16 protein-coding genes, 1 rRNA gene and 1 other RNA gene are annotated in these 26,634 nt (G+C 58.3%); 16 read left to right on the top strand and 2 right to left on the bottom strand.

Going from position 1 to position 26,634, the window contains the following annotated elements:
- Positions 1 to 105 precede the first annotated feature (105 nt).
- From GXX82_05170 to GXX82_05135, 8 genes are all read left to right on the top strand, one after another.
- Positions 106 to 2,235: a PAS domain S-box protein gene (locus GXX82_05170; GenBank protein ID NLT22417.1), complete on the top strand. Its 2,130-nt coding sequence runs from the start codon at positions 106 to 108 to the stop codon at positions 2,233 to 2,235.
- 174 nt (positions 2,236 to 2,409) lie between these two features.
- Positions 2,410 to 2,856, top strand: a complete 447-nt coding sequence (gene smpB, locus GXX82_05165; GenBank protein NLT22416.1) for an SsrA-binding protein SmpB — start codon at positions 2,410 to 2,412, stop codon at positions 2,854 to 2,856.
- A 1-nt stretch (position 2,857) separates the two neighbouring features.
- Positions 2,858 to 3,212, top strand: a transfer-messenger RNA (tmRNA) gene (gene ssrA / locus GXX82_05160).
- A 66-nt stretch (positions 3,213 to 3,278) separates the two neighbouring features.
- Positions 3,279 to 4,631: an aminopeptidase gene (locus GXX82_05155; GenBank protein ID NLT22415.1), complete on the top strand. Its 1,353-nt coding sequence runs from the start codon at positions 3,279 to 3,281 to the stop codon at positions 4,629 to 4,631.
- A 20-nt stretch (positions 4,632 to 4,651) separates the two neighbouring features.
- Positions 4,652 to 6,991 carry an endopeptidase La gene (gene lon, locus GXX82_05150; GenBank protein ID NLT22414.1) on the top strand — a complete coding sequence of 780 codons (2,340 nt, stop codon included), beginning with the start codon at positions 4,652 to 4,654 and terminating at the stop codon, positions 6,989 to 6,991.
- A 3-nt stretch (positions 6,992 to 6,994) separates the two neighbouring features.
- Entirely contained in the window at positions 6,995 to 8,008 is a 1,014-nt protein-coding gene (amrS, locus tag GXX82_05145; GenBank protein ID NLT22413.1) for an AmmeMemoRadiSam system radical SAM enzyme, read from the top strand.
- A gap of 103 nt (positions 8,009 to 8,111) precedes the next feature.
- A complete protein-coding gene (locus tag GXX82_05140; GenBank protein NLT22412.1) occupies positions 8,112 to 9,740 on the top strand; it encodes a methyl-accepting chemotaxis protein in 1,629 nt (542 codons plus the stop codon).
- A 234-nt stretch (positions 9,741 to 9,974) separates the two neighbouring features.
- The gene (locus GXX82_05135) at positions 9,975 to 12,374 is read left to right on the top strand and encodes a sodium-translocating pyrophosphatase (protein NLT22411.1); all 2,400 of its coding nucleotides are present in this window, start codon (positions 9,975 to 9,977) and stop codon (positions 12,372 to 12,374) included.
- Positions 12,375 to 12,712: 338 nt separating this feature from the next.
- On the opposite strand, the gene GXX82_05130 is transcribed toward GXX82_05135, so the two are convergent.
- Positions 12,713 to 12,928 carry a hypothetical protein gene (locus GXX82_05130; GenBank protein ID NLT22410.1) on the bottom strand — a complete coding sequence of 72 codons (216 nt, stop codon included), beginning with the start codon at positions 12,926 to 12,928 and terminating at the stop codon, positions 12,713 to 12,715.
- A gap of 201 nt (positions 12,929 to 13,129) precedes the next feature.
- Between GXX82_05130 and polX the strand changes: the two genes are divergently transcribed.
- The 7 genes from polX to bioA all read left to right on the top strand — a co-directional run bounded on the left by polX (position 13,130) and on the right by bioA (position 24,038).
- Positions 13,130 to 14,845, top strand: a complete 1,716-nt coding sequence (gene polX, locus GXX82_05125; GenBank protein NLT22409.1) for a DNA polymerase/3'-5' exonuclease PolX — start codon at positions 13,130 to 13,132, stop codon at positions 14,843 to 14,845.
- Positions 14,846 to 15,073: 228 nt separating this feature from the next.
- Positions 15,074 to 15,706, top strand: a complete 633-nt coding sequence (gene nth / locus GXX82_05120) for an endonuclease III (protein ID NLT22408.1) — start codon at positions 15,074 to 15,076, stop codon at positions 15,704 to 15,706.
- A 2-nt stretch (positions 15,707 to 15,708) separates the two neighbouring features.
- Positions 15,709 to 17,589 carry a transketolase gene (locus tag GXX82_05115; protein NLT22407.1) on the top strand — a complete coding sequence of 627 codons (1,881 nt, stop codon included), beginning with the start codon at positions 15,709 to 15,711 and terminating at the stop codon, positions 17,587 to 17,589.
- Positions 17,590 to 17,752: 163 nt separating this feature from the next.
- A complete protein-coding gene (locus tag GXX82_05110) occupies positions 17,753 to 19,039 on the top strand; it encodes an IMP cyclohydrolase (protein ID NLT22406.1) in 1,287 nt (428 codons plus the stop codon).
- A gap of 221 nt (positions 19,040 to 19,260) precedes the next feature.
- Positions 19,261 to 20,979 (top strand): glutaconyl-CoA decarboxylase subunit alpha, encoded by a 1,719-nt coding sequence (locus GXX82_05105; GenBank protein NLT22405.1) that lies wholly within the window; start codon positions 19,261 to 19,263, stop codon positions 20,977 to 20,979.
- A gap of 125 nt (positions 20,980 to 21,104) precedes the next feature.
- The gene (locus GXX82_05100; GenBank protein NLT22404.1) at positions 21,105 to 22,277 is read left to right on the top strand and encodes an 8-amino-7-oxononanoate synthase; all 1,173 of its coding nucleotides are present in this window, start codon (positions 21,105 to 21,107) and stop codon (positions 22,275 to 22,277) included.
- A gap of 405 nt (positions 22,278 to 22,682) precedes the next feature.
- On the top strand, positions 22,683 to 24,038 hold the full coding sequence (bioA, locus tag GXX82_05095) for an adenosylmethionine--8-amino-7-oxononanoate transaminase (protein ID NLT22403.1): 1,356 nt from the start codon (positions 22,683 to 22,685) through the stop codon (positions 24,036 to 24,038).
- A gap of 47 nt (positions 24,039 to 24,085) precedes the next feature.
- Here bioA and GXX82_05090 read toward each other — a convergent pair whose 3' ends face one another.
- Complete coding sequence (locus tag GXX82_05090; protein ID NLT22402.1) at positions 24,086 to 25,729, bottom strand: methyl-accepting chemotaxis protein; 1,644 nt, start codon at positions 25,727 to 25,729, stop codon at positions 24,086 to 24,088.
- Positions 25,730 to 26,108: 379 nt separating this feature from the next.
- Between GXX82_05090 and GXX82_05085 the strand changes: the two genes are divergently transcribed.
- Positions 26,109 to 26,634: ribosomal RNA gene (locus tag GXX82_05085) — 16S ribosomal RNA — on the top strand; the annotation flags it as partial.

Below are 26,634 nucleotides of genomic sequence, written 5' to 3'. Positions count from 1 at the left end.
GGCGGGTGATAGGTGATGGGTCATGGGGTAGTAGGCAGAGAGAAAAGAGCATTCCCTATTCCCTATTCCCTATTACCCATAACCCATAACCTGTAGCCTGTTCTTATGAAACTAAAAAAAGAGCTTTCGATCATCATCGGAATTCTCGTTGCCTTCGGGGCGCTCGTTCTGATCGAGACGCGGCTGCCGAACTTCGCACGTTTCTTCCCGGTGTGGGAGAACAAACTTCTCGTTGTCGTCCTTAACATAAACCTTCTGCTCATCCTCCTGCTCCTCTTCCTGATCACCCGCATCATTCTCAAGGCGTATATCGAGAAGAGGCGGGGCATTTGGGGATCGGGTCTCAAGAAGAGGCTCACCTCGACGCTCCTGTTTATCTCCATCGTGCCCTCTTTCACGCTCTTCATCCTGGCCACGGGTTTCTTCTACGTGAGCATGGACCGGTGGTTCAGCCAGCAGGTGGAGGACACCATGGAAAGCGCCCTCGAGCTTTCCCGGCTGCACTACGAGGAGGTCTTCCAGCGCCACACGAGGATCGGGGAGCAGATGGTGGAAGAGATCGGGAAGAAGGAATTGCTGGGAGACGAAAAGGGGCTCAAGAAGCTCCTCAGGCAGTACGGGAGGACCCACCTGCTCGGCTACGTTGTTGTCTACGATCCCCTGTCGGGAGCGATCATCAGGGTCGGGGGCTCAGCGAAGTCCGAAAAGACGATCCTTTCGAGGCTGAAACTGTTCACGGACAAGGCTGTTTCCCAGGAGATCATCCCCGACGAGGAGGGCGAAATGCTCGTTGTAGGTATGCGCCTCACGTCGGCCATGGCGGGAGGAGGCGCTCCCATTCTCTTTCTCGGCGACACGATAAGGATACAGGGCAGGGAGCGCATGAGGCAGATTGCCGTCACGAGCAAGGAATTCAGGGAATCCCGCGTGTTCAAAAAGGTCCTCAAGTACAGTTTCATCATCCCCCTGTTCCTTATCACCATCCTTACCATCTTCGTCTCCCTCTGGGTGGGCATCAAGATGGCGACGGAGATCACCGTTCCCATAGAGAAGATGAAGGAAGGCGCGGCCATCATAGCCAGGGGGAAGTTCGACATCAACCTCGAGGACCGGGGAAAGGACGAGATCGGTACCCTCGTGAGGGCCTTCAACAGCATGGCGAGGGAACTGAAGATAGCCAAGGATGAGATAGAGAGCAAGAGCCGCTCCCTGGAGTTCGTCCTCGACAACGTGGCGGCGGGTATTATCTCGACGGACAAGAGGGGTACCATCCTTCTCGCGAACAACGCCGCCCGCGTCATCCTCGGCGTGGAAAGGGAAAAACTGGAAGGGATGTCCCTGAGGGAGGTCTTCGGCAACGATTTCAAGGCCCTCACGAAATCGTTCCTCCGGGAGGTCCGGGCATCGAAAGGCGAGACCATCACGAAGGACTTGAGGCTCAACCTCAAGAAGGACATCACGTATCTCAGGGCATCGCTCACGGCCCTCAAGGACGAGCGCAAGAGGGTGGGGGGTTTCATCATCGCCTTCGACGACATCACCCACGTGGTGCGCGCCGAGAAGCTGGCTACCTGGCAGGAGGTGGCCCGCAAGCTCACCCACGAGATCAAGAACCCGCTCACACCCATCGTCCTGTCGGCCGAGCGCATCCGCAGGAAGCTCATGGCACGGTTCACAGGGCCCGACAAGGGCGTTCTCGACGAGACGACCTCGGTCATCATCCGGTCCGTGGCTGACATAAAGGACATCGTCAATGAGCTTACCAAGCTCACCCATACGTCCCAGGCGAGGACACTGGAGGACCTGAACAGCGTCGTTGAGGAGACCCTGGACCTTTACCGGAACCTCTATCACAACATATCGATAGGTTTCGAGCCCGGTGAACTCCCTCTCGTGCGGGTGGACCGCGACGGGCTGAAACGGGCCTTCATCAACCTTATCACAAACGCCGTCAAGGCCATCGACGGCAAGGCGGGGACCATCACGGTCCGCACGCGGTACGACAGGGCGAAGCGCGCCGGCATCATCGAATTTGCGGACAGCGGCAAGGGTGTCCCCGACCAGGACAAGGAGAAGGTCTTCGACCCCTACTTCACGAAGGACGAAGGCGGCACCGGCCTCGGTCTCGCAATCGTCCACTCCATCATCCTCGAGCACCACGGCAGGATACGGGTCGAAGACAACGTGCCGAAAGGCGCGAAGTTCATCATAGAGATACCCATAACAGAGACGTGAAAAAGAAGGTTCAAGAGTTCAAGAGTTCAAGAGTAAGAGACAAAAAAGACAACCGATTCCCGTTCGCGGTCTCTCCCTTGAACCCTTGAACTTTTGAACTCTTGAACCCCGGACAAAGTCCGGCCGGCCCGGCAGACCTGTCTTTTCCCGTCTTTCTGTGTTATATTACTGTCTATGAAGGTTGTTTGCACGAACAGGAAGGCCTATCACGAGTACCATATCGAGGAGAAATTCGAGACGGGGATAGTCCTTACGGGCACGGAAGTGAAGTCACTCAGGGAAGGCAGGGCGAACCTCAAGGAGAGCTACGCGAAGGTCAAGGACGGCGAGGTTTTCGTCGTGAACGCCCACATCAGCCCCTATTCCTGCGGGAACATATACAACCACGAGCCGAAGAGGACCCGCAAGCTCCTCATGCACAAAAGGGAGATCATGCGGCTCATCGGCAAGGTCAAGGAGAGGGGATATACGCTGATCCCCCTTTCCCTTTACTTCGACAGGAGGAACAGGGCCAAGATGGAACTGGCGCTGGCAAAGGGAAAGACACTTTACGACAAAAGGGAGGGAATCAGGCGCAAGGACGAGAAACGTCTCATGGAACGCGAGGAAAGAATGCGATGACGGGGGCGACTGGCTTCGACAGGGAAGTGAGGGTCAGAGAGGCATGCCGGGTTACTGCTTACCCGTACCCAAGCGGAACTAAACACAACTGCAGACTCTCACGAGTACGCACTAGCTGCCTAGTAAGCAGCTACATCATCCGGACCTTCCTCCTGCTTTAGGTCCGTGTATGGTGTCATCTTAGCGGGATAGTCCGGCGTAACGCCTATAGCGCCGGGCGAAACCTTGTAGGCTGGGGCAGTGAGGAACCCGTCAGCGGGTGCCTGGCTGTCCGAGACTTAATACGCTGACTAAGCATGTAGTCTGTCTGAAGCCTTCTTTTCTGGACGTGGGTTCGATTCCCACCGCCTCCACCATATATCGACCCCTCCGGCACCCCGGGTTGACTCGCCTGCGCTATTTTGATACCCTGAAAGGACCTCATGCAAAGACAATCCGGCTGGAGATCGAAGTCAAAAGAGGACATCAAGGAGATATACAGCTTCGCTGAAGGCTACAAGGCCTTCCTCGATGAGGCGAAGACGGAGCGGGAGGCCGTCCGGTGCATCACCCGTGTTCTCGAAGCGGCGGGATTCGGCACGAACCCTTCCGGCGAGCGCGTGTTTGCCGTGAACAGGGGCAAGGAAGCGATGGCCTTCGTCCGGGGAAGCGGCGACATCTCCGAAGGGCTCAACATCGTTGTGGCCCATATAGATGCCCCGAGACTCGACCTCAAGCAGAATCCCCTGTACGAGGATGTCGACCTGGCGCTCCTGAGGACCCACTATTACGGCGGCATCAAGAAGTACCAGTGGGTCGCGGTCCCGCTTGCCATTCATGGAGTTGTGGTGAGGTCAGATGGGGAAACCGTCGACATCTGCATCGGCGAAAAGGAGGATGATCCCGTCTTCCTCATCGATGACCTGCTGCCCCACCTGTCCAGGAAGACGCAGGATGAGAAGAAGCTCGGCGATGCCATCGACGGGGAGAAGCTCGTCGTCCTCTTCGGTTCGCTGCCGCTGACCGGCGCGGAAAAGGAGCCCGTGAAACAATACGTCCTCAAGATACTGGGCGATGCCTACGGCATGACCGAGGACGATCTCATCAGCGCCGAGATCGAGATTGTACCCGCCTTCAAGGCGAGGGATGTCGGCATTGACCGCAGTATGGTCGGCGGCTACGGACAGGATGACAGGGTCTCGGCATACACCCTGCTCAAAGGGTTATGCCAGGTCAGGGACCCCCGGAGGCATTGCCTCGCGATCTTCGCGGACAAGGAGGAGATAGGCTCCGAGGGCTCGACGGGCATAAAGTCGGCCTTTCTCCCCATCTTTCTCGACGATATACTGGCCGGGATGGGAATGAAGGCCGACGAGGCCCTGATGAGAAGGATCCTCTTCCGGTCGAAGGCGCTTTCCGCCGATGTGAACGCGGCGGTGGACCCCACCTTTCAGGAGGTCCACGAGAAACAGAACGCCTGTTACCTCGGCCGCGGGCCCTGCATCACCAAGTTCACCGGCCACATGGGCAAGGTGGGGGCAAGTGACGCGAATGCCGAATATGTCGCTGAAGTGACAGGTCTTTTTGACAGGTCAGGCATCATGTGGCAGACGGGCGAACTGGGGAAGATAGATGAAGGAGGCGGCGGGACGGTGGCAAAGCACCTCGCCGTCCACGGGATGGACATCATCGACTGCGGAGCACCTGTTCTGGTCATGCACTCGCCCTATGAACTGTCGAACAAGCTCGATATCTTCGAGACATACAGGGCATTCCAGGTCTTTTTTGAGGCGTAAGGAACGGAGGCGCCACGCGAATGACGGATTTCGAACATATAGACATACCTGACGTTCTGCCCTTGTTGCCCGTGCGCGACATGGTGATGTACCCCAGTGTCCTCCTCCCGCTTTTTGTGGGACGCGACATGTCCATCAATGCCGTGGAGAAGTCCCTGTCGCAGGACCGTCTCATCGTGGTGGCGGCCCAGAAGGACCTCACCGACGAAGATCCCCTGCCCGAGAGGATCTACACCGTGGGCGTCGTGTCGCAGATCATGCGCATGCTCAGGCTCCCCGACGGAAGGGTGAAGGTCCTCATCCAGGGTTTGAAGAAGGCGAAGATCGAGAAGTATATCCAGGAGACCCCGACCTTCCTCGTCAGGCTTGCCACCATCGAAGAGCCCATCATAACGGAGATCACCCTGGAGATCGAGGCGCTCATGCGCTATGTCAAGGAGGAGATGGAGAAGGTCGTCTCCATGGGCAGGATGGTCCCGCCCGACATCCTCATGGTCCTCGACACCATCGACGAGCCGGGGAGGCTCGCTGACATAGCCGCCGCCAACCTGGGGCTCAACGTCGACAAGGCCCAGGAGATCCTGGAGATCGTCGATCCCGTCGAGCGTTTAAGGAAGCTCTCCGAGATCCTCGGCAAGGAGATCGAGCTCCTCAACATGCAGGCGAAGATACTCTCCCAGGCGAAGGAGGAGATGTCGAAGTCCCAGAGGGAGTATTTTCTCAGGGAACAGATGCGGGCCATCCGCACCGAGCTCGGTGAGGGCGACGAGCGCACCGAGGAGGTCGAGGAGCTCCGCAAGCGCATCAAGAAGGCGAAGATGCCCAAAGAGGTGGAGAAGGAGGCGAAGAAGCAGCTCGAACGCCTCGACATGATGCACCCCGACGCCGTTGAATCGACGATGGTGCGAACCTACCTGGAGTGGCTCGTCGAACTCCCCTGGAGCAAGTCGACGAAGGACAACATCGACATAAAGAAGGCGCGGGGTATACTCGACAAGGACCACTACGATCTCGACAAGGTGAAGGACCGGATCCTTGAGTTCTTGAGCGTCATGAAGCTCAAGGCCGACATGAAGGGCCCGATCCTGTGCTTTGTGGGGCCGCCGGGTGTGGGTAAGACATCGCTCGGCAAGTCCATCGCCCGGGCGATCGGCCGCAAGTTCTCCCGCATATCGCTGGGCGGCATGAAGGACGAGGCGGAGATCCGCGGCCACAGGCGCACGTACGTCGGCTCCATGCCGGGCAGGATCATCCAGTACATCAAGATCGCCGGAACGAACAACCCCGTCTTCATGATGGATGAGATAGACAAGATCGGGAACGATTTCCGGGGGGACCCTGCCAGCGCGCTCCTCGAGGTGCTCGATCCCGAGCAGAACAACGCCTTCAGCGACCACTACCTGAACGTCCCCTTCGACCTGTCGAAGGTCATGTTCATCACCACCGCGAACCAGATGGATACCATCCCTTCGGCGCTGCGCGACAGGATGGAGGTCATCGACATCCCCGGGTACACGGAGAAGGAGAAGCTCGAAATAGCGAAGCGCTACCTCATCCCCAAGCAGCTTTCCGAGAACGGCCTGACGGCCGCCAGGCTCGGCTTGACCGACAGGGCCCTGGAGAAGATCATCAATGAGTACACCCGGGAGGCGGGTCTCAGGAACCTCGAAAGGGAGATCGCCATGGTCGCCCGAAAGGTGGCCAGAAGGGTCGCCGAGGGCGACAGGAAGAAGGTGGTCGTCACCCCGAAGAACGTCCACGATTTCCTGGGTCCCGTCAAGTACCTGCCCGACAGCCAGATGGAGCAGGATTACGTGGGTGTGGCGAGCGGACTTGCCTGGACGGAGTTCGGCGGCGACGTTCTCTACATCGAGGCCTCCTGCCGCAAGGGCAAGAAGGAGCTGACGCTCACGGGCAACATGGGCGAGGTGATGAAGGAATCGGCGCAGGCGGCGCTCACCTATATCAAGTCGAAGTCGAAGGCGCTCGGCATCGAGGAGGGCATCTTCGACGATCTGGAGATGCACATCCACGTGCCCCAGGGCGCCATCCCCAAGGACGGCCCCTCGGCGGGCATCACCATGGCCGTTGCCATGATAAGCGCCATCACGGGGCGCCCCATCAACAGGAAGATAGCGATGACGGGGGAGATCACCCTGACGGGCAGGGTCCTCGCCATCGGCGGCCTCAAGGAAAAGACACTCGCGGCCCTGCGCAACCGGATGGAAAAGGTCCTCATTCCCCACGAGAACGACCACGAGCTTGTCGAGATACCCCCGTATGTGAAGAAAAAGATCACCTTCCTTTCCGCGAAGACCATGGACGACGTGGTAGCGGCTGTTTTTGGAAAAAAGGTGTGAGACATGAAAGAGGCCTCCTTCTGTGAGAGGAAGGACGGGAAGACGGTCCATTGTTCCCTGTGCCGCCACGGATGCGTCATCGCCGACGGCAAGAGAGGTCTGTGCGGTGTCCGCGAGAACAGGGACGGCACGCTCTACAGCCTTGTCTGGGGCTTGCCCTGCGCCTATCATGTTGACCCCATAGAAAAGAAGCCTCTTTTTCACTTCTACCCCGGATCGAAGGCCTTCTCCGTGGCCACGGTGGGATGCAACTTCCGCTGCCTCCACTGCCAGAACCACGATATCTCCCAGGGCCCCCGCGAGAACGGGAGGGTTTTCGGAGAAACGGTGAGCCCCGGGGAGATCGTCGCGGAGGCGCTTGCGTCACGGTGCGCGAGCATCTCCTACACCTACACGGAGCCCACCATCTTCTTCGAATACGCCTTCGACATAGCCCGCGAAGCCCGGGAAAAAGGCATAGCGAACAATTTCGTGACCAACGGGTACATCGAGGAGGCACCGCTTCGGGCCATCGCCCCCTACCTCGACGCGGCGAACATAGACCTGAAGGGCTTCAGCGAGGGCTTCTACAGGGACGTTTGCGGGGCGCGGCTTTCCGGTGTCCTTGATTCGATACGCCTTTACAGGGAACTGGGGATCTGGATAGAGCTGACGACGCTCATCATACCGGGGCACAACGACAGCGAAGAGGAGCTCACGTCCATCGCGCGGTTCATAGCGAAAGAACTCGGCGTGGAGGTTCCCTGGCACGTTTCCGCCTTCTATCCCACGTACAAGCTCCTCGATGCGGAGCCGACAAGCCCGCGGACCCTTGCACGGGCCCGGCAGATAGGCCTCGACGAGGGGCTCCACTATGTCTACGAAGGCAACCTCCCCGGCTCCGGGGGAGAGAACACTCCCTGCCACAACTGCGGCAAGACCGTCATCGGGCGCTACGGGTACTCGATCACGGAGTACAACCTGAAAGGCGGGGCCTGCAAGTTCTGCGGCAGCCCCCTCGAGGGCATAGGATTCTGACCACCCGCCCCCGCTGCGAAGAAATATCTTGAAATAAAGTCATTCCCTTAATTAAATATAGAATACCCAATCCTTAAGTAAATGCGACACCAAAGGGGGAGACATGCGTTTCTTCGAGAATATCAGGATAGGCAGACGTCTCGGGATCGGTTTTGCCATTTTTATCATCATCATAGCGCTCATGGCCCTTCTGGGTTTCAAGATCATCGACGACGTGGACAGGAAGACCGGTAACGCCGTCGAGGCGGCCTTCGAGAAGACCATCCTTGCCAACACGGTCATGGGGGCGATCTACGACGCCAACAATTCGATGGGCGTGATCGCTTTTGCCACGGACGCCGCCGTCATCGAGGCGGAAAAAGAGAATCTTGGCAGGATGCGGCAGACCTATGGCGAGGCCCTGGCGAAGCTCGAGACCCTCGAGCGGGACCCGAAGGGAAAGGAACTCATAGTCCGATTCAAGGGGACAGCGGCGAAGGCGAAGGACTCCAGTGAACGGGTCATCGAGTACGCGGGGAGCAAGGAGCACGCGAAGGCGATAGAGACGTATATCAACGAGAACAGGCCCGCCATGAAGGAGATCGTCACGACCCTGCAATCCATCTTCCGGTACCAGGAGGACAACGTCCGCAGCCAGTTCTCATCCATCCGCGCGTCGAACAGGAGCTACACCCTCATCCTTATCGTCTTCGGCGTAGCCGCCATCGTGCTGGGGATCATTCTTTCCATCACGATCACCCGGAGCATCGTGGTACCCATACGCGGTAACGCCCGGGCCGTGAGGGCCATGGCGAAGGGGAACCTTGCCTTTGAGGTCCCGACGGACAGAAAGGACGAGTTCGGCGACGAGATGAAGGCGGCGAAGGAAATGGTGGAGAGGTGGCGCGAGATACTCGGGAGCCTGAAGTCGGCCGCGGCGAGCATATCTTCCGCCGGGGTACAGCTGAGCGCCAGTGCCGAGCAGATGTCGAAGGGCTCAGGCGAACAGGCCAACCGGTCGTCCCAGGTGGCGGCGGCCTCCGTGGAGATGTCGCAGACGGTTGTTGACATAGCGCGGAACACGAACAACATAGCGAACTCGGCGGCGAATACCGTGAAGATAGCGAAGGAAGGCGAAGAGATAGTCAATCAGGCCACGAAGGAAGTGGAGGAGATAGCCCGGACCGTGGGCGACTCCGCCGAATCGATACGCACCCTCGGCGAACGTTCGAGTCAGATCGGCGAGATCGTCAACGTCATCGATGACATCGCCGACCAGACGAATCTCCTTGCGCTCAACGCCGCGATCGAGGCCGCCCGGGCCGGCGAGCAGGGCAGGGGTTTCGCGGTCGTTGCCGACGAGGTGCGCAAGCTGGCGGAGCGCACCGCGAACTCGACCTCCGAGATCGGCGGCATGATAAACGCGATCCAGGGCGATGTCGAACGGGCCGTCATGACCATGAACACCGTGGCGAAGAAGGTGGAGACGGGCGTCGATCTTTCCGGAAAGGCGGGCCAGTCGCTGAGGGTCATCGTGACAAGCGTCGACGACCTCCTCGGGATGGTCCAGCAGATCGCCTCGGCAACGGATGAGATGAGCGCCACGTCGGAGGAGATCAACAGGGACATCGAGCAGATAGCGGCCGTCTCCCGGGAGACGTCGGCGAGTTCGGAACAGACAGCCCAGGCGTCGGGGGAGCTGGCGAAGCTCTCGAACGACCTGGAGGACATAGTCAGCCGCTTCAGGGTGTGAGAGGCGACTCGTCGTCACCCCTAACATACTGTTATTATGAGAGAAGGGATTCTATTGCCCGTGGGGTGGTATTGTGAATTTTTTCCTATGTTTGGTTGACAATCGAAAAAGAAAATGTTTAATATAGGAAGCCAATCCATACCGTTCTACAGGTAATTGTGGTTATTCATTATTCATCTCAAAGGAGGTCCATAGATGAGTGTTAAAAAAGGTTTAAGCACTGCACTGCTGTTAATGATGTTTATTCTTGCCGCCCTGCCGGCGTTCGCCGGTGAAGCGGACATCATTCTGCCTGATCTGTCGACGGTTACGTTCACTATCTTCGGCAGCGTAGTGAGCGGTGTGAGCATCATGTATTTCGGTATCATTATTTGTTTTATCGGTCTGATCTTTGCCATAATGCAGGCAAACCAGACAAAGAAGATGCCTGCCCACAAGGCTATGCTTGAAGTTTCGGCTGTTATCTGGGAAACATGCAAGTCCTATCTCGCCCAGCAGGGCAAGTTCCTCTTCATTCTCTGGCTCCTGATAGCCGCCTGTATGGTCTATTACTTCATGGGCCTGTCCCACGCTCCCTTTGGCAACATGGTCATCATCCTTATTTGCTCCATCCTCGGTATCCTCGGTTCCTACGGTGTGGCATGGTTCGGTATGAGGATAAACACCTGGGCAAACTCCCGGACGGCCTTTGCGTCGCTCCGCGGCAGACCGGTTGAAGTCGTCAACATCCCCCTGACCTCGGGAATGAGCGTCGGGCTCCTTCTTGTGAGCGTCGAGCTTTTCTTCATGATCTGCATCCTTGTTTTCCTCCCGAAGGAACTCGTTGGTCCCAGCTTCATCGGTTTCGCGATCGGTGAGTCCCTCGGTGCCAGCGCCCTGAGGATCGCCGGCGGTATCTTCACGAAGATCGCCGACATCGGCAGCGACCTCATGAAGATCGTCTTCCATCTTCCCGAAGACGACCCGAAGAACCCCGGCGTCATCGCCGACTGCACCGGTGACAACGCCGGCGACAGCGTCGGCCCCACAGCGGACGGCTTCGAGACATACGGCGTAACGGGCGTTGCCCTTGTCGCCTTCCTTGCTCTCGCGCTTGCGGCAAACCCCATGATGTCGGGCACGCTGATCATCTGGATCTTCGCAATGCGTATCCTCATGATCCTCACCTCCCTTGTTTCTTATTTCATCAACAGGGGCATCACGTCATCCGTTTACGGTTCAAAGACAAAGTTCGACTTCGAACAGCCTCTTACCAACCTTGTATGGATCACCTCGGCTGTAGCGATCATCGTCACCTTCTGGGCGAGCTACATGCTCCTCGGTGACCTCAGCGCCACCAAGTATCCGGGGCTCTGGTGGGCACTGGCCATCATCATCTCCTGCGGCACCATCGCCGGCGCTCTGATACCGGAATTCACCAAGGTCTTCACGAGTACGAAATCCCGCCACGTTCAGGAAGTTGTCGGCGCTGCCCGCCACGGCGGTGCATCGCTCGATATCCTTTCCGGTTTTGTTGCCGGTAACTTCTCCGCGTTCTGGGAAGGCCTTGTCATTCTCGTTCTCATGTTCATCGCCTACCTGGTGTCCCAGCATCCCTCGATCATGGCCCTTATGCCTGAGAAGTTTGCATTTGCGGCGCCTGTCTTTTCCTTCGGTCTTGTGGCCTTCGGTTTTCTCGGCATGGGTCCTGTGACGATCGCCGTCGACAGCTACGGTCCTGTTTCGGACAACGCGCAGTCGGTTTACGAGCTTTCAAGGATCGAAGCCGTTCCGAACGTAAAAGAGGACATCAAGAAGAACTTCGGTTTCGAGCCGAATTTCGACGTCGCCAAGGATTACCTTGAAGAGGCCGACGGCGCCGGCAATACGTTTAAAGCAACGGCAAAGCCCGTTCTCATCGGCACGGCTGTCGTCGGTGCCACGACCATGGTCTTCGGCATCATCATTCTCCTGGAGAACATGTTCGGGAACGTCGTGTCCCACCTCAGCCTCGTTCAGCCGACGATCGTTCTCGGCCTGCTCATGGGCGGCGCCGTGATCTACTGGTTTACGGGTGCTGCGACACAGGCGGTCACCACCGGTGCTTACCGGGCTGTTGTCTTCATCAAGAAGAACATCAACCTTGACAAGGCGGAAGCCTCCATCGAGGACAGCAAGGAAGTCGTGAAGATCTGCACCCAGTATGCTCAGAAGGGTATGTGGAACATCTTCATCGTCGTCTTCTTCATGGCCCTCGCACTCTCCTTCTTCAACCCCTATTTCTTCATCGGCTACCTCGTCGCCATCGCCTTCTTCGGCCTCTATCAGGCGATCTTTATGGCGAATGCCGGCGGCGCGTGGGACAATGCCAAGAAGATCGTTGAAGTCGACCTCAAGGAAAAGGGAACGGCGCTGCACGAAGCGGCCGTTGTCGGCGACACCGTCGGCGACCCCTTCAAGGATACCTCTTCCGTTTCCATGAACCCCGTCATCAAGTTCACCACCCTCTTCGGCCTTCTGGCAACGGAGATCGCTGTGACGATCCAGTCACAGACGGTGAAGTACGTGATCGGCGGCATCTTCTTCGTCATCGCCATCATCTTCGTGTACCGCTCATTCTACGGTATGAGGATCGGCGAAGAGAAGCTCGATTAGAAGAAAAAGAAAGCAATAGAAAGGCGCCCCTTCGCGGGGCGCCTTTTTTTGTGGGGTGGGGGATAGGACGAATAGGAGAATAGGACCGATAGGACTATAGGACCAATAGGACATATAGGACTTATAGGACGCTATAGGACTAATAGGACTTTTTTTGGGGTTTGTGGTCGTTGGGGGGGGTTCTGGGTCTGATTGTGCTGGTTTTGCGGCTGGTGCGGCGGGATCTTCCGGGAATTCTTCCAGAGCTCCTATAGGTCCTATGGTGTCCTATGGGTCTTATATGTCCTATAGGTCCTATAAGGTCCCATAGGTCCTATCCGTCTCCTATCTCTCTTTTCTCAGGATTTGTAAACGGTGAGCGCTGTTTCCGCTTTCGCGAGGGCGCTTCTTTGCCAGTGCGCGCTGCCGGGTCTGCATCTCTTGTGGCGCCAGGTGCCGTTGCCGACGCAGAGACCCTCGTTCTCCTTTATGCGCCCGCCGCAGACATAGCAGTAGTCTTTCCTCAACTCTTCAAAAAGGGGTTCCGTATAGTAGAGTGTCTTCTTCGCGGCCACCGGTCGTCCTTTGATTGCAAGAATACCCGAAGAATGGCGCGATTGCAAGGAATATCAAGGCATCTCTTGACGGCCGGTTTGGTCTTGTTGTCGTTACCCTTGAATCCTTGAACTGTCTTTGAGTCCTTGGACCTGAAACCTGAAACCTGAAACGACTCTTTAACATTGACACCCCGCCGGGCTGACATTACGATTATATCCATGTCGGCAAAGAACATTGTGGGTGTCCTTGAAGAGATCGGGACGCTCCTTGAGATCAAGGGCGAGAACCCCTTCAAGTCGCGGGCTTACTTCAATGCCGCCCGGGCGCTGTCCGGCATCGAGGACCTTGAGGGTGTTGTCGCCGAGGGGAAGTTACGGGAGATCAAGGGGATCGGCGAGGCGATCGCCGCGAAGGTGACCGAATACCTTTCGACAGGAAAGATCCACTATTACGAGGAGTTGAAGGAAGAGGTCCCCGGGTCGCTCCTCGAGCTCACCGCGGTGCCGAACCTGGGGCCGAAGAAGATAAAGGCCCTTTTCGAAGAGCTCCACATAACGAATGTGGGGGAGCTGGAATACGCCTGCCGCGAGAACCGTCTCGTGAACCTTGCCGGTTTCGGCGAGAAGACCCAGGAAAAGATACTCAAAGGCATCGAGTTCATCAAGAAGCACAAGGGGGAACATCTCTTCGGGGACGTCTATCCCGATGCGGTGGCCATCCGCGACAGGCTCAAGGCACTGGTGCCCGGCGGCCTCGTCGAGGTCTGCGGGAGCATCCGCAGGCGCAAAGAGGTGGTCAAGGACATGGATATCCTTGCCGCGGGGGACGACAGGGAGGCCATATCGCTTGCCTTCACGACCCTTCCCGGCATCGAGGAGATCTACCTGACAGGCGAGACCAAGACCTCCTGCCGGCTCATCTCCGGTGTCGACGCGGACCTGCGCGTCGTGAGCGTCGCCGAGTACCCCTCGGCGCTCATGTATTTCACGGGCAGCAAGGAGCACAACGTGCGTTTAAGGGGCATCGCGAAGAGAAAGGGCCTCAAGCTGAACGAATATGGGTTGTTCGATGGCGATCGGCCCCTTGCTGTCGCGTCAGAAGATGATGTGTACCGGGAACTGGGGCTTGCCTACATCCCGCCGGAGATGCGCGAGGATATGGGGGAGATCGAAGCCGCCGGATCGGGAGGGCTGCCTCGACTCGTCGCCGAGTCCGATATCAGGGGTGTCTTTCACGTCCACACGACCTTCAGTGACGGGTCCGAGTCCCTGGAGAGGATGGTCGACGCGGCAAGAAGGCTCGGATTTGCCTACATCGGGATATCGGATCACAGCAAGAGCGCCTACTACGCGGGCGGCCTCAAGAAGGACGACCTCGAGAGACAATGGGAGCTCGTCGACGGGCTCAATGAAAGGCTCGATGGTTTCCGCGTCTTCAAGGGTATCGAAAGCGATATCCTGCCCGACGGCAGTCTCGACTACGATGAGGATATCCTCAAACGCTTCGATTTCGTCATTGCCTCCATCCATTCCAGTTTCAAGCTCAAAGGCGATGAGCAGGTCGCGCGCGTGGTCCGGGCGATGGACAATCCGCGCATGACCATGCTCGGCCATCCCACGGGCAGGCTGCTCCTGTCCCGGGAAGGTTATGACATCGACATGAAGACGGTGATCGACGAGGCGGCGAAACGCGGCGTTGTCATCGAGCTCAACGCGAGCCCCTACCGGTTCGACATCGACTGGCGGCACCTGCCCTACGCGAAGATGAGGGGCGTTACGATCTCCATCAACCCCGACGCCCACAGCGGCGCCGGCCTCGCCGAGGTCTTCTACGGCGTCGGCATCGCCAGAAAGGGCTGGCAGGAGGCGAAAGACATCCTCAACACCCGCACCACGGAAGAAGTGGAGAAGGTCTTTCAACGCCGAAGGCATTGAAAGACCGCTTGAACCGCTTGAACCGCTTGAACGGAAAGGACTTGAAATAGGCCCCGGTCGGAACGGGAGGGTCAACTGGGCTGGCCGGCTGTCATTGAGAATTTTCTTCTTTTCCAACGCTCAAGCGGTTCAAGCGGTTTGAACGGTTCAAGCGGTTCTTTTCCCTTGGACACTCCCCGCCCCAAAATGGTATAAATGATACATCCTTATTGTTCTTCATCCTGTGTCATGAAAAAAGATGTCGACTCCATTCTGAATAAACTCCAGGAAATGCACGGGGAGCCCCGGGTGGAGCTTTCCTATGCGAACCCGCTGGAGCTTACCATCGCGACGGTCCTGTCGGCCCAGTGCACGGACGAGCGGGTCAACAGGGTGACGAAGGATCTTTTTGAGAAATACAGGAAGGTGGAGGACTACCTGAAAGCGCCGCAGTCGGAGCTGGAAGAGGACATACGGCCCACGGGTTTCTACCGGAACAAGGCAAAGAGCATAAAGAATATAGCCGGGGAGCTCCTCGAGAGGTTCGGGGGGACGGTTCCCGACGATATAGACGCCTTCGCGACGGTGAAGGGCATAGGCAGGAAATCGGCCAACATGATAGTGGGCCTGGCATACAACAAACCGGGCGTGATAGTGGACACCCACGTGGCGCGCGTTGCGGGGAGGCTGGGGCTCACGGCGAACAAGGACCCGGAAAAGATCGAGGCGGACCTGAAAGAGGCGGTGCCCATGCCCTGGTGGATGGCATTTTCCCTCCTCGCCATACTCCACGGGAGGTACCTTTGCAAGGCGAAACAGCCCGATTGTCCCCGGTGCCTCATGCGCGAAGACTGTAATTACTACTCCATGGGAGGAACATAAAGATGTTTGATGCAGACCAGCTGACGGATAAACAGATCGAGGATCTGAAGGCGCTCTCGTTAGTCGCCAAGGGCGATATCCTGACCATGACCCGCCTCGCCGGCACGGGCCACCCCGGCGGTTCCATGTCGTCCCTCGACCTGTACCTTACCGTTTTTTCATGCGCCGACCTCACGGGGCCCGATGCCGACCGGATCGTGATAAGCCATGGCCACACGTCCCCGGGGGCGTACGCGAGCATTGCCCGCCTGGGCCATATGCCCATCGAAGAGGTGGTGGCATTCTTCAGGAAGGCGGGCAGCCCCTTCGAGGGGCACGTGGTCAAGGGCCTGCCCTTCATCAGGTGGTCGACGGGCAACCTCGGCCAGGGCCTGTCCGTGGGCGTGGGTTTCGCCATCGCCGCCAGGATGCGCGGCAGTTCGTCCCAAACATACGTCTTCATGGGGGACGGAGAACAGCAGAAGGGACAGATCTCCGAGGCGCGCCGCCTGGCCGTCAAGTACGGTCTTACGAACATAACCGTGCTCGTGGATTACAACAAGCTCCAGATCAGCGGCAGCATCGACCTCGTCATGCCCCAGAACATCGTCGAGAATTACCTCGCCGACGGCTGGGACATCATCGAGATAAACGGTCATGACCATCAGGAGATATACCACGCCCTGAAGAAGGCGCGCGAGGTGGACAACCCGGTGTGCATCATAGCGAACACGGTCATGGGCAACGGCGTCCCCTTCATGGAGAACAAGGAAAAGTACCATGGCAGCCCCGTCAGCGAGGCGGAGTACAAGGAGGCGATGGCCATCCTGGGGCTTGAGGACAGGCTCGACCATTACCGGGAAAAGAGGAAGGGGAAGTGGACGTTCGAACTCTCCCGCGAGGAGTACGACCTTGGGATCGATACCGGTTCGCCCTTCACATACCAGGAATCGGACAAGATCGACAACCGCAGCGCTTTCGGGAAGGCCTTGAAGGACATAGGCGACAGGAACATCCCCGAGGGGCGGCCGGTCAGCGCCTTCGACTGCGACCTGGCAAGCTCGGTCAAGACGGCCGACTTCGCGAAGGCCTACCCCGACCACTTTTTCCAGGGTGGCATCCAGGAACACAATACGGCCAGCGTCGCGGGAGCGCTCTCCACGGCGGGAGTGCTCACCTTCTTCGCCGATTTCGGCGTTTTCGGGATAGACGAGACGTACAACCAGCAGCGCATAAACGACATCAACTCGACCAACCTGAAGACGGCCATCACCCACGTGGGCCTCGACGTGGGGCCAGACGGCAAGACGCACCAGTGCATCGACTACATCGGCCTGGCGCGAAGCCTCTACCGCGCGAGGACGATCGTTCCCTGCGACGCGAACCAGACGGACAGGGTCATCCGCTACGTGGCGGCGGCCCGGGGCAATTACTTCATCGGCATGGGCCGCAACCGGTGGCCGGTTATGTACAGGAAGGAAGGCGAACCTTACTTCGCCGGCGACTATGCCTTCGAATACGGAAAGATGGACCTCATGGCCGACGGGACGGATGGCGCCATCATCACCTACGGAGGGCTTGTCTCGAAGGCCCTGGCGGTGAGGGAGAGGCTTGCCGGGAAGGGAAAGTCGTTCGCGGTGGTGAACATGCCCTGCGTGGACGAGGCCGACGAGGCCATGATGGCAAAGCTCGCCGCCCTGCCCTCGGTCGTCACCTACGAGGACCACAACGTCAAGACGGGCATCGTCCCCGTCATAACCGCCTCCCTCCTGAAGCTCGGCTTCACGGGGGCATTCCTCTCCTTCGGCGCCACCTCCTACGGCGCGTCGGGCGAAACGGACGAGGTCCTGGCGAGCCAGGGACTGGACATAGAAACAGTGACAGAGAAGATAGGTAATAGGTGATAGGTGACGGGTAATAGGGAAGAACCCTTTGTTTATCTGAAGTGTAACAAATAAATCGTATGGACAGGGATTGGTGACGCGGAGAAAATGGTCGCGCATTGGTTGTGGGTCCTTTCCCATAACCCATGACCCATCACCTATCACCTGCTCCTAAGGAGCCTTCGTGGAAGACATCAAGGGGATGTACAAGAAGATCGTCAAGGATAATTTTCCCGAGACCATCAGGATCGACCTCGGCGGACAGGTGCTCGTTTACAGGAAGAAGGTCTGGAACATATTCGACGCCGACGAGAAATGCGACGTCGAACGGGGCCTCCGGTACGGCGAGAACCCCGACCAGCCGTCGGCGATGTACGAGCTCACGAACGGCAACATCACCCTCGGCGATGTGCGGTTCTTTGACGTCGAAACGGGCCTCGTGAGCAAGGTCACCGAAAAGGACATGCTCCAGGTGGGAAAACACCCGGGGAAGATCAACCTGACCGACGTGGACAATGCCCTGAACATCCTCAGGTTCCTCGATCAGAAGCCCGCCTGCGCCATCATGAAGCACAACAACCCGAGCGGCGCGGCATACGGCTCGACGAGCGCGGAGGCCTTCGAAAAGGCCTTCTGGTGCGACAGGATAGCGGCCTTCGGGGGGGCGGTCGTCTTCACCAGGACCCTCGACATCGAGACGGCGAAGGCAATGGTGCCCTACTACTTCGAGGTCGTTTGCGCCCCGGACTTCGAGGGCGGTGCCATCGACGTCCTGAAGAAATGGAAGAACCTGCGCCTCATGCAGATAAAGGAGATAGAGCGCCTCGGCGCCTTCAAGACTAGAAGGACGATAGATCTCAAGTCCCTCATGGACGGGGGCTTGATCATCCAGGAATCCCAGCCTTTCAGGATACGGGGGAAAGAGGATCTCAGGCCTGCCGAGGCGGTCTACAAGGGTGAGACATACAGGATAAAGCGGATGCCCACGGATGACGAATACCGGGACATGCTCTTCGGCTGGTACGTGGAGTCGGGGGTCAGTTCCAACTCGGCCCTTTTCGTGAAGGACGAGGCGACGGTGGCCATCGGCACGGGAGAGCAGGACCGGGTGGGCGTTGTGGAGATCGCCGTTTTCAAGGCCTACAAGAAGTTCGCCGACACCGAGGTCTTCAGGAAGTTCGGGGTGCCCTATGCCGTCTTCAAGCTCGAGGCGGAGCGGGGCGGCAGGGACATGAAGGACCTTGACGCGATAGACGCGTACACGCGGGAGATGAACGCCGGCCTTCAGGGTTCCGTCATCGTTTCCGACGGCTTCTTCCCCTTCAGGGACGGGGTGGACGCGGCGATCAGGGAAGGGGCCCGGGGCGTCATCCAGCCGGGTGGCTCGGAGCGCGACTACGAGGTCATCGAGGCCTGCAACGAACAGGGTGTCACGATGGTCTTCGCGGGCCAGCGGCTCTTCAAGCACTAGACTGGTGCGAGGGAGCGGGAAAAGAGGAATATCGTATGAAGTATCTTTTGATAATCGGCCTGATCATCGTGGTGTATATCATCATCAGGGTGAAGATGAAGGACCGTTTTTAGGGTAGGGGCAAAACGGAAAGACCCCGCCTTTTGTGTTGACAAAGTGCTGGAAAAAAAATTAAAATTGTGAAAACAGTAACAAATTCCTACAGCCATCGGAGGTAATAAATGAGACCGTATTTTGAAAAAATGCAGGAATGGAACAAGCCGGTAAAGGTGAACGCAAAGAACGCTGAGGAGATCAAAGCTGTTGAGAAAGAGATCGATGAACTCGTCGACAAGGCCAAGAAGGCCGGCCTGGCCCAGGAGACACTGAACAAACGCGGTGAATGGACAGTTCACCAGAGGTTGGAATACATTGTCGACCCCGGTACATGGGCCCCGCTTCACATGCTGTTCGATCCCATGGACGAAGAGTCGGGGACAACCGGCGTCGTGGACGGTCTCGGCAGGATAAACGGCAAATGGTGCGTCATCATCGGTTTTGACAACAAGGTCATGGCGGGCGCCTGGATCGCGGGCCAGCCCCACAACATCCTGAGGGTCACGGACATCGCGAAAAGGCTCCACTGCCCTCTCGTGTGGCTCGTCAACTGCAGCGGCGTCAAGCTCCCCGAGCAGGAAAGGATGTACGCCAACAGGCGCGGCAGCGGCACAACGTTCTTCCGCCACGCGGAACTGAACAAACTGGGCATCCCCGTCCTCGCGGCCATATACGGAACGAACCCGGCAGGCGGCGGCTACCAGGGCATCTCCCCCACGCTCCTTCTTGCCCACAAGGATTGCAATATAGCCGTCGGCGGCGCCGGCATCGTCAGCGGTATGGCGCCCAAGGGCTACTTCGACGAACCGATGGCCGAGCAGATCATCGAAGCCACCAAGAAGTTCAAGAGCGTGCCTCCCGGCAGGGTAGAGATCCACTATGACCACACGGGATTCTTCCGCGAAGTTCACCAGTCGGAAGAGAGCCTCCTCGATTCGCTGAAGGCCTGGGTTGGCAAGCTTCCCTACTACGATCCGGGTTTCTTCAGGGTCGCGAAGCCGGCGGAACCGAAGTTCCCGGCCGAAGATCTCTACAGCATCGTTTCATTCAACCAGAAGATGGTGTACGACGTGGAACAGTTCATGTCACGCCTCGTCGATAACAGCGAGCATATGGAATTCCGTCCCGACATCGGCCCCGAGCTCTACACGGGTCTTGTCAAGGTCGACGGCTTCCTCATCGGTATAGTCGGCAACAGGCAGGGCATGCTGCCCAAGGGCTACCCGCAGTACGCGCCGTATCCCGGCATCGGCGGCAAGTTCTACCGTGAGGGCCTCATCAAGGTCAACGAGTTCGTCAGCCTCTGCGGCAGGGACAGGGTCCCCATGATCTGGGTCCAGGATACGTCGGGCATCGACGTCGGCGACATCGCCGAGAAGGCGGAGCTCCTCGGCCTCGGCCAGGCGCTCATCTACTCCATCGAGCAGAGCGACCTCCCCATGATGACCATCGTCCTGAGGAAGGGCACCGCGGCCGCCCACTACATCATGGCCGGCCCGCAGGCGAACAACAACAACTGCTTCACCCTCGGCACGGCAACCACCGAGATCTACGTCATGCACGGTGAGACCGCGGCTGTCGCCAGCTTCGCGCGGCGCCTCGTGAAAGAGAAAGACGCGGGCAAGCCTCTCGCGCCGGTCATCGAAAAGATGAACGCGACCGTGAAGCATTACTATGACATGTCACGGCCTTCCTACTGCGCGAAGAAGGGTCTTGTCGACGAGGTCGTGAAATTTGCCGACCTCAGGAAGTATTTCGTGGCCTTCGCGAACTGCGCGTACGCGAACCCGAAATCGATATGCCCGCAGCACCAGATGATCCTCCCCAGGGTTATCAAGGGCTAAGCTCAACCAGAGTTTCGGATCAGGGTGGACATTCAGGTCCACCCTGATTTTTTGTCCATCGAGTTAACCAGCTGATTGTAACCGTTGACTGATAAGAGGTGAATAGGGGTGGGGTGACAAAGGGAATGAAAGACAGGCTCGCGTCGATGCTCGGGGATATCCGGGCACAGGGCAACTACCGGAGCGTACGCTACGTGCGGCCCCTGTGCGCGGCCACGGTGATCCACGGCGGCAAGGAGTATCTCAATCTCTGTTCCAACAGCTATCTTTCGCTCCACCTCCATCCGGCGATGATGGCCGCGGCGAGATCGGCGGTGGACGAGTACGGCACCGGCACCTGTTCGTCGCGGAGCGTATCGGGGAGCATAGACCTCTACGAGGGGCTGGAAACGGCGGTCGCCCGCTACAAGGGCTACAAAAAGGGCCTCATATTCCCCACGGGATACATGGCGAACATCGGCATAGTGTCGACCATCCCGGTCGCCGGGGACGTCATCTTCAGCGACGAGCTGAACCATTCCAGCCTCATCGACGCCATGCGTCTTTCCCACGCGAAAAAGGTCATCTACAAACACCGCGATGTGGAGGACCTGGAGCGGAAACTGAGAAAATACGCCCTCCCCGGAAGGTCCTTCGTTATCACCGAATCGGTCTTCAGCATGGACGGCGACATGGCGCCCCTTGCCGACATCATGGAATTGAGGGACCGCTACGGCTTCTGTGCCGTTGTCGACGATGCGCACGGGACGGGGATATTCGGCAGGAAGGGAAGCGGTGTCGAGGAGCACTGGGGATTGAAAGGGAAGGCCGACATCCACATGGCCACATTCGGCAAGGCCATGGGGTCCTTCGGCGCCTTCGTCCTTTCCGACCCCGTCGTGATAGAGTACCTCATCAACAGGGCGCGGACCTTCATGTACACGACGGCCCTGCCTCCGGCGGCGCTCGCGGCATCGCGGGCGGCCCTCGACCTCGTGGCGGGAGACCTCTCCTACAAGGACGAACTCTGGCGCAACATCGACCACATGCGCGCGGGGCTTCTCTCCGCGGGTTTCGACCTCAAAAAGAGCGTGGGCCCCATTGTCCCCATAGTGGTGGGCAGGGACGTCGACGCCGTGAAGATGCAGAGGATGCTCATGAAGAAGGGCTTCTTCCTCCAGGCCATCCGCCCCCCCACGGTCCCCACGGGCACATCGAGACTGCGCCTCACGGTGGTCCGCGGCTTCTCCCGCGAGCAAATGGACAGCGCCATCGAGGCGATAACGCAAGCGGGAAGGAGGATGAAGCTGGTCCCCTAGGGGGACCAAAAAGATGGTTGCAGCCGCTTGAGCCGCTTGAACAGCTTGAGCGGTAAAAAACCATAAAGCATGAGCAGGTTCCACCGCTTGACGCGATGTTGACGAAGTTGGTTTTCGAGTCCGGCTCGTGTTATATCGTCATTCCGGCGAAGGCCGGAATCCAGGAAATATGAGGGAGCAGGAAAACCTCCAGATCCCGGATCAAGTCCGGGATGACGACAAAGAAGGTCGGAAGACCGAAGCGTGAAGAAGAAAGGCGAAGGAAGAAGATCGAAAGACCGAAGAACTTAAAGACGAAGGACGGTTTGGAGCGAGATGCGCGAGAGCTGAATTCCTTTAGCGTTCAAGCGGCTCAAGCCGTTCAAGCGGTTCTAACGGTCTTTTGATCCGAAGGAGCAAAAGACCATGTACAGCAGCGAACAACTGAAGGATTGGGACAAGCGTTACATCTGGCACCCCTTTACCCAGATGGGGGATTACATGAGAAGCGATCCGCTCGTCATCGAGCGCGGTGAAGGCTTCCATCTCATAGATACCGAGGGAAGGCGTTACATCGACGGTGTTTCCTCATTGTGGGTTCTCGTCCACGGACATGGCCGAAAAGAGCTTACGGATGCCATGGAGAGGCAATCGAAGGAGCTTTGCCACTCGACCATGCTCGGTCTTACCAATGTCCCCGCCGTTGTCCTCGCGAAACGGCTCGCGGAGATCACTCCCCGGGGCCTCGAGAAGGTGTTCTACTCCGACAACGGCTCCACGTCGGTGGAGATCGCGGTGAAGATGTCCTACCAGTACTGGCAGCAGAAGGGGGAGAAGAGAAGAAAGCGCTTCATATCCTTCCTCAACGGCTACCACGGCGACACGATAGGCTCCGTGAGCGTGGGCGGCATCGACCTCTTTCACAAGGTCTACAGGCCGCTCCTCTTCCGGTCGTACAAGTCGCCGTCGCCCTACTGCTACCGTTGTCCCATGAAGCTCGACCGCGCCTCCTGCGGCATGGCCTGCGTCGAAGAGTTCGAGCGCGTCGTGAAACGGTACCGGGACGAGGTCTGTGCCGTCGTGATCGAACCCCTCGTCCAGGGGGCCGGCGGGATGATCACCCAGCCCGACGGTTTCCTGAGAAAGATCTCAACGATCGCGAAGGAGAACGGGCTCCATTTCATCGCCGATGAGGTGGCAGCGGGCTTCGGCCGCACGGGGACCATGTTCGCCTGCGAGCAGGAAGGCGTCGAACCCGATTTCCTCTGCCTTGCGAAGGGGATCACGGGAGGGTACCTGCCGCTCGCGGCCACGGTCACGACGGGGGAGATCTTCAGCGGTTTTCTCGGCCGCTTCGACGAGTTCAAGACCTTCTTTCACGGTCACACCTATACGGGGAACCCCGTTGCCTGTGCCGTCGCCATCGAGAACCTCGCCCTTTTCGAGAAGGAGCGGACGATAGAGCGCATGGCGGACAAGATAGCCCTGCTTCGGGAGGAGCTGAAACGCTTCGCTGACCTTCCCGCCGTGGGGGAGGTGCGCCAGAGGGGCTTCATGGTCGGCATCGAGCTCGTGAAGAGCAGGAAGACCCGAAGGCCCTATCCCCCGGCCGCGAAGGTCGGTCAGAATGTCACCGTGGCGGCGAGGAAGCGGGGTGCCATCATCCGGCCGCTCAGCGACGTCATCGTCCTCATGCCGCCTCCCGGCATAGACGTGGGGACGCTCAAGGAGCTTGTGGACGTGACGTACGATTCCATAAAAGAAGTGACCGGCGCGCCCTAGGAAGGGAGCACGCCGGCCGGTCCTGACTCATTCACCGTTCGTCTGTCTCAGACGGTAAATTCCTTCACCACGCCCTGGAGGCTTACCGACAGGCGGGAGAGCTCGTCGGACGCCTGGCTGACCTGGTTCGAGGCGGAGGATGTCTCCTTCGATATGTTGGCGATGGAATCGATGTCCTTGCTGATGCCTTCGGAAGTCGCCGTCATCTCTTCCGTGGCGGAGGCTATCTGCTGGACCATGAGCTGCAGGTCGTCGACCTTCTTGACGATGTTGTTGAGGGCGTGGCCCGCCTGCTGTGAGAGGTCGGCGCCCGAGGACACCTTCTTCTTCACGTCTTCCATGGCGTCGACCGCCCGGTTGACCTCTTTCTGGATATTGCCGATCATCTCGGCGATCTCCGCCGTGGAATTGCCCGTCCTCTCGGCGAGCTTCTTGACCTCGTCGGCGACGACGGCAAACCCGCGGCCGTGCTCGCCGGCGCGGGCCGCCTCGATGGCGGCGTTCAGCGCCAGAAGGTTCGTCTGGTCGGCTATCTCGTTGATAACGTTGACGATCTCACCGATCTGCTTGGAAAGCTCACCCAGGGAGCGGACCATCGCGGCCGACTCATCGACGGTGCTCGCTATCTCCTCGACCTCCCTGACGGCCATGTCGACGACCTCCTTGCCGCTTCTGGCGACCTCGACGGTCTCCTGCCCCGACACGGCAATGTTGCCCGTGTTCCTGGCCACGTCGATGACGGTCTGGCTCATCTCTTCCGAGGCCGTCGCGACCTGCACGGACATCTGGGCCTGCTCGTCGGATCCCTTCGACATCTGGACGGCGCTGGCGCTCAGTTCATGACTCGCTGAGGCGATGTTGTCCGCGGATGTGTTGATCTCATGCACGACGCCGCGCCACTTCGTGACCATGTTCCCCAGCGATTCGAGAAGGGCGCCCATCTCGTCGCGGCTCGTCACCTTCACGTCCACCGTCAGGTCGCCTTCGGCAAGCCTGTTGGCGACCTTCACGCCCTCGTCGAGGGACCTCGTGATCATCCTGACGGTGATGAACGTTCCCGCGGCAATGAGGCCCATGATGACGATGGAGATGACGATGAAGACGATCCTCGCGCTCGCGGTCTCGCGGGTAAGGTCGTTGAAGCGCGTTTCTATCCGCTCCTCGCTCAGCTTGACGAGCTGTTTGAAGAGGCTGTCGATGGTGTTCGATATGGTGCTCGTATGCTCCGACCATATGGCCGACGCCTCGTCGTTCTTCCCTTCCATCGCGAACGTCGCCAGCTTCACGTTGTGTTCCTTGCCCTTGCCCAGCTGTTCCTTGATCTTCGCGAGGAGGCCTTCGAACTCCGCCCGGGTCTTCGGGTCTTTCACATTGGCCATGACGCCCTCGATCTTCTTGATCGCCTCGCCGTAGGACTTGCGCGCCTCATCTATCCGCGCCTTGTCCGCCGCCTTGATGCCCTGGTCCTTCGTCAGGGCCATGCTGAGCATGGATTTATCGATGGTGTCCACGGCGTCCTTGACCTTCTTGAAGGCCACGATCCTTCCGTAGTTGTTCTTGACGATGTGGTCCATCGAGCGGCCCGAGCGGTCGAGGTAATAGTACCCCAGGCCGCCCATAAAGAAGATAAGGACCATGAGAACTGCCGCGCCGATACCGAGTTTCGTACTGATCTTGAGATTGCCTGCCATGATGTCTCCTTCCTCCACTCCCGTATGAATTTGCGATGAAGGGTGGTCCAAACCACCCGGCCTTCCCCGTCAAAAACGCCTTCCGAGCGCAAACTGTTTATCGGCAGAGAAGGGACATTGTTAATCCGGAGAAGCCGCCAGAGCCAGCCCGCGGGGCGGGTACCCTGTTCACCGTACCGAATCCATTGTGATATCCGCAGACTCTCCACGGGTCCCGCCCCGGAGAATTTAAATTAAAAAATTTTCAGACTATTCCTTGACATCCCGGAGAAAATAAGTATAATTATGCTTGCTTCAAGGTTGAACGTTGTTCTTTGAAAATAGTAATTAAATAGCAGGTCCACGTCTAATTCTGAAAAAATTAGCAGTTCAGGTTTGTTTTGAGAGTTTGATCCTGGCTCAGAACGAACGCTGGCGGCGTGCCTAACACATGCAAGTCGAGCGCGAAAGTCCCTTCGGGGGCGAGTAGAGCGGCGGACGGGTGAGTAATACATAGGTAATCTACCTTCGAGCTTGGGATAACCCCGCGAAAGTGGGGCTAATACCGGATAAGACCACGCAACCATGTTGCGGGGTAAAAGGTGGCTTATTTTTTAAATGAGCTGTCACTTGAGGATGAGCCTATGGCCTATCAGCTTGTTGGCGGGGTAAGAGCCCACCAAGGCTATGACGGGTAGCTGGTCTGAGAGGACGACCAGCCACACTGGGACTGAGACACGGCCCAGACTCCTACGGGAGGCAGCAGTGGGGAATATTGGGCAATGGGCGCAAGCCTGACCCAGCGACGCCGCGTGGGCGATGAAGGCCTTCGGGTTGTAAAGCCCTGTCATGCGGAAAGAACGACCCTGTGACGCATACTCACAGGGAGTGACGGTACCGCAGGAGGAAGCACCGGCTAACTCCGT

The organism is Syntrophorhabdus sp., from assembly GCA_012719415.1.
In the GTDB taxonomy this organism is placed as follows: domain Bacteria; phylum Desulfobacterota; class Syntrophorhabdia; order Syntrophorhabdales; family Syntrophorhabdaceae; genus Delta-02.
Note: the sequence above shows the minus strand (reverse complement) of the source record. Positions and strands in the feature narration are given on the sequence as shown.

Bases quoted from the DNA above. Each gene is read 5' to 3' on its own strand.
- polX (NLT22409.1), top strand. From the start codon at position 13,130: ATGTCGGCAAAGAACATTGTGGGTGTCCTTGAAGAGATCGGGACGCTC.
- amrS (NLT22413.1), top strand. From the start codon at position 6,995: ATGAAAGAGGCCTCCTTCTGTGAGAGGAAGGACGGGAAGACGGTCCAT.
- GXX82_05170 (NLT22417.1), top strand. From the start codon at position 106: ATGAAACTAAAAAAAGAGCTTTCGATCATCATCGGAATTCTCGTTGCC.
- GXX82_05135 (NLT22411.1), top strand. From the start codon at position 9,975: ATGATGTTTATTCTTGCCGCCCTGCCGGCGTTCGCCGGTGAAGCGGAC.
- GXX82_05115 (NLT22407.1), top strand. From the start codon at position 15,709: ATGTTTGATGCAGACCAGCTGACGGATAAACAGATCGAGGATCTGAAG.
- GXX82_05105 (NLT22405.1), top strand. From the start codon at position 19,261: ATGAGACCGTATTTTGAAAAAATGCAGGAATGGAACAAGCCGGTAAAG.
- nth (NLT22408.1), top strand. From the start codon at position 15,074: ATGAAAAAAGATGTCGACTCCATTCTGAATAAACTCCAGGAAATGCAC.
- GXX82_05090 (NLT22402.1), bottom strand. From the start codon at position 25,729: ATGGCAGGCAATCTCAAGATCAGTACGAAACTCGGTATCGGCGCGGCA.
- smpB (NLT22416.1), top strand. From the start codon at position 2,410: ATGAAGGTTGTTTGCACGAACAGGAAGGCCTATCACGAGTACCATATC.
- GXX82_05155 (NLT22415.1), top strand. From the start codon at position 3,279: ATGCAAAGACAATCCGGCTGGAGATCGAAGTCAAAAGAGGACATCAAG.
- bioA (NLT22403.1), top strand. From the start codon at position 22,683: ATGTACAGCAGCGAACAACTGAAGGATTGGGACAAGCGTTACATCTGG.
- GXX82_05100 (NLT22404.1), top strand. From the start codon at position 21,105: ATGAAAGACAGGCTCGCGTCGATGCTCGGGGATATCCGGGCACAGGGC.
- lon (NLT22414.1), top strand. From the start codon at position 4,652: ATGACGGATTTCGAACATATAGACATACCTGACGTTCTGCCCTTGTTG.
- GXX82_05140 (NLT22412.1), top strand. From the start codon at position 8,112: ATGCGTTTCTTCGAGAATATCAGGATAGGCAGACGTCTCGGGATCGGT.